Here is an 8606-nt window from a genome sequence, read left to right as displayed (position 1 = left end):
TTACAACCCGACACGGCGACACGGTTCCAATGGCGGCCTGTCCCCGATAGAGTTTGAACGGCAGTACGCACTAAACGGCTGAAGAGTGTCTACAAAAGCCTGGGCGATTCATGCATCGAATTGCCACATTTGGTTGTAGAACGCCTTACGGCCAGAAGCGACACTTCAATGTCTAGCAAGACAGGGGCAAGTCAATGAGAGCTACCGCTCGAACCCCACTCTTACACCGTATATTGCGCGCGGGCGATGCTGAGCCCAAAACATCTTGTTGCTTTACTCTGACGAACCTAAAATCGACAAGGCAGAGCGAAGAAATTTGGTCTCCTCAGGCACGTAGCTCTGAGCTGGCTGAGCGCCATAAAGCGCCAAAGTTGCGGCCAAGTACCCAATCACGCCACCTCCTCCACATGGCTTGATGTGCTTGCTATAAAGACCCCAAACGTGGTGACGCTACCCCATGCTGAGATTTGACCCTCCAGAACTCGAAACTGCATTGCGGGACGCAATTGTCAGGCTGGGCACCTCCTTCGGAATCAATTGGGAAGGAACCGAATTGGACTCAGATCTAGATCTCGACTTGGAAGAAAGCGCTACGTTCTCTTGGGAAACCGAGGTGGCGCTGCATTTCCCGCGATCAGAAGAACACGCCAACCTTACCATCCAGACGTTGATAGACCTATCAATCGAGGTAACCGATCGCACAACCGCCTGCGACGGCCTGACCTACCACTCAACTCACCGAACAGTGCTCAGGATGAAGTCTTGGGACATGCGATCAGAAGGGTTCGTCAGTGGGATCGAGTCGTTGGAGAATGATGCCGGGAAGATTGTTGGCGAGATTGCTGGACGTCCGGCCTCAATCTCGCTGTTGTCATCCTCCCCTCACTTCGGTGCCGCTGTCGTTGTTAAAGATCATTTCTATGACAAGCACAACCCCCCAATAGGATGGGAAGAGTCCTATATCGAAGTGCATCACCCGCATGGAGCGACTGCAGAAGAAGCAAATTCCCTAATCCAAGCTTACTTGTTTGAGCTAAACGTGACTCTTGGCTTGGAATTTTTTGAAGCCCCTCGTCCTGTCGACTTCGACTCTGATTATCCCGAGGATGAAGAGATCAGCGACTTGGTTCAGCGTGCACGAAACATGAGGCCCCTGCTCAGAGGCCCCGGACTTCCGGCAGTTCTCTCCGAGTTTAATGTTGTGAATGGATCACCCGGCGGCCAAGCTGCACTTCTCGCGTACGTCAAGTGCATCGAGTACGTTTCGGCCACGGTGGTGCGGGAGAAACAGTACGAAGATCTTCGCAAGCGCTTACTGACAAAAAATGCTCTCAATCCAGATGCAGAGTTCATGGATGGGCTACTCGTCCTCTTCGAAGAGAATAGGGTCTTCAGTCGCGATGCTGAGGCTTTGCGCTTGTCGATAGAACGTTGCTGCGACCCACTACCTATGAAAGCACATGCCCCGCCGTTCCTTCGCGCCTTTTCTAAGATCGCGCCGTCCAGCTCCGCAGAACAGCGCAAGCAGGCGCTTGTTGAGCTAGCGTCTGCACTGTCTGCCTCCAGGAATCAACTTGCTCATGCCAAGGCAAACTTTCGTACCACTGGCAAGGAGTGCCCGCCTGAACAACTTCCAGGCTTAGTTGCATGCGCGAGAATTGCCGCGGAGCAGTGCATTCGCTGGTATGCCTCGCGCTCAGAAGATCTGCGCAGGAGCTGAACGATTCTTTAGCGCCGCGTTGCCAATGGCGCCAAGAAGCCCCAATTCAGTGAAGATATTGATCGAGATGAAAAGCAAATCGACCATTCCCTCCAGCGTACTTAGCCGTGAAGAAGAGATGCCTCTCAATAATCTCGCGACTAGATGCTTCAGGAATGTTGCAGATATGGACTACATCAATGCACAGCTTAAAGAAAAGCGCCACCCATCGCGTTCTGCCCTAATCTGGAAGAACCTGTATTCGGCGACACCCACCGTAATGTGGTGACCCACAAGACTTGGTCTCGGTCGGAGAATTCACCGCTACTGATGTACCCGAAGCTTCTCGCTTTGATCGAGAACTGCGCACTGATTCCCAAGGGTATCGGCGCAGCTTATCGAGACTACTTCAGCACACTGGATTGCTCGTGATCGGTGTAGAACTCAGGTCAGACTCTGCGCATCTCTGCAACAGCCACTAGCCAAGTTCGTGCCAAAGCGCGACATTTCTGTCAGGCCATTGACCGGTCCATTGCTGATGGCGGAACTCCATTCTGCCTTTCCACTCGATGGAGAATCCGAGACATAAGATATCCGCTTTGGGTCGCATAACGCCCTGCGGCCAGAAGCGGCCCTTCGTGGCCTAACTGTTCAACGAGCTTAGCGCGGAACTCTGAACATCGGCGGGCCGCGACCATAGGGTCTCTCTTTAGATCTTTTCAGATTCGTTACGGACGCCGTCAGGTCCAATCGCCAATTCCTGCCATTGATGCACGGTTCCGGGAAATGATGGCTACGGTGCAGTTGGCGGGCCATAGCTCAATAGTCCCGGCTTGCCTGCTCCAGGAGCGTCTCGGATACTGATAGGGCATCGTGTCAAGGTAGTTTGTCCCCTTTCGCCCGAGCTAGTCCGTCGAATATGGCCACCCCGACAGAATCCGAACAACCTAATCTCTTGTCCAAGAACGACACTACGAATAACCCGCCGGAGCCTCTCCCATCCAAGGAGTCACCCCAGCGGAAGTGGTTGCGAAAACTGCACTGGCAAGCCCACTGGCTCCTGCCTAATCTGATCCCCGGTCCATATCGGATGGATCGTGAGTACGAGCGCGAGCACGACCGGAAGGAGAACGAACGCCTCCGCGTGCCACTCGAGTTGGAACTCCGGGTAAACATGATCTGGGGCGTCGAACTCTATGGGGCGGCGGAAGTAGAAGGCCTGTATAGCGGACTGGAGAAGCTTGGCTGGAAAGGCGTGGCTGCCTGGAACGAGAAGGACAGCGTGCTGAGGTGGGTCCGCGAGAGACGCTCCATTGGCGCAGAGGCCTGGTTGAACGTGGGGCCGGTGCTAGGAAAAGAGCGACGTGGCAACGCACCATTGATCCACAACTTCGCAACGCTGCCGGCGGGTGTGGAATCGTTGACGGTTAGTGTCCATCAGATCACCTCGTCCCTCACTGCGATGCTCGTGGGATTCGAGTTAGGTGAGTCCTTGACTCTTCGCTATGCGTCGGAGCTCAACCAGGATCACACGACCTATCTTCGGCGCAGTTTTCGGTCTCGCCGATCAATCGAATCCATAGGCCCGGAGAACCAGAAGCGGGAAGCCATCGAGGTAGCGCGGAGAGACCTTCGCCGCATGGTCGGGCACTGGTTCGGCCAAAACATTCCGGGGTTCTTCAGTGGATTGAATCGCCCCGAAAAGTTTCCAACAATGGAATTGCTGACGTCCCAGAACGGCCCAATTTTCCATGAACCAGAGCATTCCCCACGCAACGGATTTCTTGGGTGGCGCTGGGCATTGGCCAACGTTTCTCGGCATGAAACATGGGCCTACAAGGATATGCCTGAGCTTCAGCTCTCGATGAGCCGATTCAGGGAGGAAGAGGAAGGGCTGCATATCCTGACTGCCTTAGATGTTGCGGCCTACCCAGAGGAGAAGATGAAATTCTACGGGGGTAAGACCATGAATGCCTTTCGCTATGTGTGCCACGAGAAACTTCGCGGATTTCTCATCCATGCATCGACGCTCGAATATCTGAAGGAGCAATCACGTGACATCAACGTCACGCGAGAGAATCTAAAGAAAGCACGATCAGGTCGACGTAGCGTCGAGCGTTCGCTGCACGAAATCAGTCAATTCTTCGATCGAACACTGGGGTCACCTGCAATCGCAAGGGAGCTTGCTCGGAAGTCCAAAGATGCTGGTTGGTACAATCACGATTGCCCATCATTCACCACACCAGGCTGGAGGGACGGGGACAAGCCGCGAGAATTGACTGAGGAAATTCGAGGCGGAGTCAATTATCTGGCGAATCGGCTAACGGAGGACGAGGTTTCGATTCGTGAGCATTTCGAGCAAGTATCTGCAGTCCTCAGCGTCCGCGAGAGCATCAAAGCCCAACGCCGTATGGAATGGCTGACAGTTCTCGCACTGATCGTAGCATTCGCTTCGCTGATGGTCGCCTTCCTGCCACGGGACAAGCTCGCCCAGGATCTCGACGCCTTCAGGAAAGAAGTCGTTTCGGCGTTCTGGCAGGTCGCGGGGGATTAGCTCAAAAATTTTCCGGTTAATAATTCCAATGCGCTATTCGACGTTCGGTCGCCGGGAAAACTCAGTCGCAACAAAATGCATAATCAAAGAATTTTTGGCCAGAGGCGGATGCCTATCAGCAGACCACATCCTCCAATCTTCCGTAGACATCGAACGACTGTTGGGTCGCATCGCGCCGAACTTCCTAGACTGAAAGCAGAAGCATCGCTTCCTTTAACGAGGGAACGGTCATGACAGTTTTCCGAGCCTGGGCCACGCCGTTTGGCCTGAAGCGCTGCTAGAGTTCGCACAGCACGTTGCGAATGACGGCTCGCGCTATCCCTCATGTCACCGGCCATCCCATGTCCAGTCGATCCGACGACCTGTTTGCACGCCTTGCCGCTGCCGAAAACGACGCGGCAGCATTGCGGTCGGTTCTAGCCGAGATCGCCGCGCTCGCGGCGACTCCGGAGTCGTTTGAGTTCACCCACTGCATTCAGTCGATCGCGCAATCTCCGGCACTTACCAGCGCCGCCTTGGGGGATTGGCTGATCACCGCGACGCAAATGGACGCGGTGCGTCCCCTGTTGCAGGAGATGAACATCTCCAATTTAGCGGGTGAACAGTTGGTTGCCTTCGAGCCAGCACGTCTAGAAGCTGCGGACGCAGTACTGGTGGGATATCGCTTGGCCGCCTTCGATGCGGCCCCGGCTGTTGTACTGGGCTGGATCGTTGCTTGCTTCCAGGCCGACGTGGACCCGAATGGAGAACGGCTAGTCGCGCTGTTGAGTCATGAGGCACAACAGTACCCCGGAACGACCAGACGACTACTGGAGAGCCTAGACCCGGGCCTTGTCGCCCGCTATCCCGTGTTGGAGGAGATTCGTCTGGCGATGGCTGCGGCTTACGCTGCGCGCGTGGCGGCTCCTCGGCTGAAAGAGCTTATGCTGTCGGTAGATGATCAGGAAGTTCTGCGTCGACATCGATTGCGCGAGCAGCGAGACATTCACCGGCAAGCCGAGGAAGCCTCAGTGCTCATGCAGTTCATGAAGCTCTCACACTTTAAGTACGCCTCCGAGGTCTCGCTCGAGTTCGATGCGGGTGGCGCAACTGCCGAGCAGTCGCTTGCGATGCAGGAGCATGAGTTAGCGACGGAGTTGCCGTTCCTAGCGATGACTGATCCCCTGAGGCTGCTGTTCCTTCGCAGGAAGCTTCTGCGGGGACAGGCGCCATGAGTATCCGTTTGGTGCTGACCCATTACCTGGCCACGCTGCGCGAGCGCAACGAGCTAGATGCGCTGTTGCCGGAATTGCTAGTCGCTATGGGTCACAACGTACTTAGCCGAGCGCAGGTCGGCGTGCCACAAGGCGGCGTTGACGTGCTCTCGAGCCTAGCAGCACCGGACGGCCCGGAAGAAGCATTCTTGTTCGTCATTAAGTTCGGCGACATCGGTCGTGAGGATTTGTACGCCGGTGCGCAGTCCATCCAACCGTCCGTGCGCGAGGCGTCTACGGAGTATGTGCAAAACCGCTTACCGGCCAATCTGCGCGGCGGGCGCAAACGGTTGATCGTGTTGTCCAATGGCGAATGGAAGCAGGCCGCGCAGGCTGGCTTCAAAGTGCTGAGCGACGAGGTTGCGACACAGGCGGGGTGTTCACTCGAGTTCTGGGGCATTGATCAGCTCGCCACCCTGATAGAAGCGCACCTGCTCGATGAGTCGCTTCTGCTGAAGGCCGGGCGCGATCACCTGCGTGCCGCCATCGCGACGCTGGACGATAGCCATGCCGCCGAGCGTAGTTTCCGCCGGTTCGTTGACGACGTATTCGATGGCAGTTCAGCTGGTAATTCGGCGACAAGACGCCGCGCGTTCCTTAAGCGCTGCGCTGCGGTCGAAATGGGCTGGGCCGTTTTCGACATATGGGGGCAATCCGAGTCCAACCTCAAGCCCAGTGTCGCCGGCGGCGAGTACCTGCTGCTGAAGATTTGGTCAGAGGCGGTCGGGGCCGGGCTCGACTCTAATGCGGAGTTCTTGACTCGATTCGAAGGTTTCAAGGTACGTCTCTGGGTGGCGATGGGGCGGTACTCCGACAAGGTCTGGCCACAGCTGCAAGACCCCTATGCAGTCATGAGCTACGCAGGGCACGAGGTGCTCTACAACCGGTTGGTCCTCGACGAGGCGGGTAGGCTGGGCTTGCTCCTGCTGATCCCACCACACTCGTCAGAGTCGCAGGCCGGCCGCACCGCGGCGCATGAGCGCCTGGTAGCGCTACTCAACGCCCATCAGGGTGCGCGCCTTCCCGCATTGGATGGCCAAGCCATCGACCTATCTCTCGCGTTGGCGGGCCTGATGTCCGAGGGCGACTTCGCGAGCATGGACTCGTTGGTCATGGATGTGGCGCATCGATTGGTGCTGGCCGCACGCGACGGGCGCCTCCTCCCCGTTACCACCGACTTGGTGGAGGACGCGATCGCTCTGCGGGCCGGCGATGTTGAGTCCGGTGAGGTCTGCCGAACTAGCACCCTTGTACCAATGCTGGCTGCGATCGTCGCTTTCGTCGATAACGAAGTCGCACTGCACAGCCTGCGCGAGACCCTGAGACCGCTCATGCCCGAAGCCACGCTTGAGCGTTGGTTTCCGAAGGCCGAGATCGACCAGATCGCCGCGCGTCGACCGGATGGCTTACCTGGCGTATCGCGAGGACTCCGCGCGCTCGGTGCGACGTGTGCTGCCGAAGCGGCTGCAGCGGTCGCCTTACCGCCGGGAGCTGCTGCCCCCGGTGACGTCACCTGCGTTGCACGTAACCAAGCGGTAGTCCTGGCACTTTCGGCGCGGGTGTTCCGACATCCACTGCCGAGTTGGTTCCTCGAGCAGTTTCGCCGTCCATCTGCACCGCCCGTGGGAGCACCTGCACCGACCGAGCCAGCCGCCTAGCGAACGAAACGGCTCGGCCAGCCGGCGCGATTCAATGCAGACATCGACGTGGTACAGGTTATCGAGCCCAAAGCTGGCGCGCTATTCGCGCAGGCAGACTGTTAGAAGGATCGAGTATCCGCTTTGGGTCGATAACGCCCTGCGCGACAGCAGCCGCGCAGGGCAATCAAGGACATAAAAGCGGAAAGTCAGCCCACCAACTTTAGGTGCGACTGACCTTTCTCCTTCAACTTATCCAAGTAGTCTGCCCACGCCTGCATCATCTTCCTGCGCTCAGGCAAGTGCTCCGCCCGATTGTAGGCAGCCTTGATAGGATTTCTTTCAGAGTGAGCAAGCTGTCTTTCGATCGCATCTGATGTCCAACCCATCTCATGGAGCAGAGTGGAGGCCATGCTCCTGAAGCCATGCCCAGTCATGTCGTCCGTTCCGTATCCCAAGCGACGAAGTGCGGCATTGACTGTGTTCTCGCTCATTGGATCCCTTGAACTCCGAACGGACGGAAACACGTAACGTCCATTTCCCGTGACCGGTCGTAGTTCCTCAAGTACTGCAACTGCCTGCTTGGATAGCGGAACAACGTGAGCTACGCCCATCTTCATTTTCGTCGCAGGGATGTTCCATTGCTTCGCAGCAAGATCGAACTCCTCCCATTCCGCCTTCCGCAGCTCACCAGGACGAGTGAAGACCAGGGGAGCAAAGCGGAGCGCACACTGCGTGACGAGCTGCCCCGTGTACCCATCAATTGCTCGCATCAGCTCACCGACCTTCGCTGGATCGGTTATTGAAGCGTAGTGCCTGTTCTTCGCTGTCTTCAGAGCACCACGAAGAGCGCTGGTTGGGTCACGATCTAACCTTCCGGTGGCCACCGCGTAGCGAAATACCTGCCCGCAGATTTGGCGAAGGCGCTGCGTGGACTCGATCTTCTCCTGAACCTCCAACCTACGCAGGACTGCCAACACCTCAGCGGTGCTGATCTCATGGATCTGCCGCTTACCTAGCCAAGGGAAGGCATAGGTCTCCAGCATCCATGCCGCCTTCTCCCGCGTTGACTGCGCCAAGTCTCCCCGTGACTCAAGCCATTCCATGGCTATCGCTTGGAAGCTGGTATCCACTGACAACTTGGACGTGAGCTTGCTCAGTTGCTTGTGCTCGGAGGGGTCATGCCCAGCGCGAAGCCTGGCTCTCGCCTGATCCCGGGCCTCACCGGCTTCCTTGAGCGAGACCTCGGGGTAGACCCCGATCGCGAGTAGTTTCTCCTTACCATCCCAGCGGTACTTCATCCGCCAGTACCTCGCACCATTGGGCATCACGTGCAGGTAGAGACCTGCTCCTGCTGCCAACTTGTAAGGCTTGTCCTTCGCCTTCGCGTTACGCGCGGCCATATCTGTCAATTGTTTAGCACCCATTGGGGGTACATCCTCCTTGCTGAACTCCATTTTCCG

At 57.1% G+C, this 8606-nt stretch carries 6 protein-coding genes; 5 read left to right on the top strand and 1 reads right to left on the bottom strand.

All coding sequences use genetic code 11. The features are described from left to right. Positions 1-457 precede the first annotated feature (457 nt). The 5 genes from ACVOLI_RS12590 to ACVOLI_RS12570 all read left to right on the top strand — a co-directional run bounded on the left by ACVOLI_RS12590 (position 458) and on the right by ACVOLI_RS12570 (position 7164). Positions 458-1720: a hypothetical protein gene (locus ACVOLI_RS12590; RefSeq protein ID WP_481513607.1), complete on the top strand. Its 1263-nt coding sequence runs from the start codon at positions 458-460 to the stop codon at positions 1718-1720. Positions 1721-1769: 49 nt separating this feature from the next. Continuing rightward, positions 1770-1988 carry a hypothetical protein gene (locus ACVOLI_RS12585; protein WP_481614674.1) on the top strand — a complete coding sequence of 73 codons (219 nt, stop codon included), beginning with the start codon at positions 1770-1772 and terminating at the stop codon, positions 1986-1988. Positions 1989-2789: 801 nt separating this feature from the next. Then, positions 2790-4253 (top strand): hypothetical protein, encoded by a 1464-nt coding sequence (locus ACVOLI_RS12580; protein ID WP_481614673.1) that lies wholly within the window; start codon positions 2790-2792, stop codon positions 4251-4253. A gap of 341 nt (positions 4254-4594) precedes the next feature. After that, positions 4595-5467: a hypothetical protein gene (locus tag ACVOLI_RS12575; RefSeq protein WP_481513604.1), complete on the top strand. Its 873-nt coding sequence runs from the start codon at positions 4595-4597 to the stop codon at positions 5465-5467. Further along, complete coding sequence (locus tag ACVOLI_RS12570) at positions 5464-7164, top strand: hypothetical protein (protein WP_481513603.1); 1701 nt, start codon at positions 5464-5466, stop codon at positions 7162-7164. The genes ACVOLI_RS12575 and ACVOLI_RS12570 overlap by 4 nt, the downstream gene beginning before the upstream one ends. Before the next feature lie 188 nt (positions 7165-7352). Here ACVOLI_RS12570 and ACVOLI_RS12565 read toward each other — a convergent pair whose 3' ends face one another. Beyond that, on the bottom strand, positions 7353-8570 hold the full coding sequence (locus ACVOLI_RS12565; RefSeq protein ID WP_481513602.1) for a tyrosine-type recombinase/integrase: 1218 nt from the start codon (positions 8568-8570) through the stop codon (positions 7353-7355). Positions 8571-8606 lie beyond the last annotated feature (36 nt).

This window comes from Stenotrophomonas sp. STEN029 (assembly GCF_056760015.1).
Note: the sequence above shows the minus strand (reverse complement) of the source record. Positions and strands in the feature narration are given on the sequence as shown.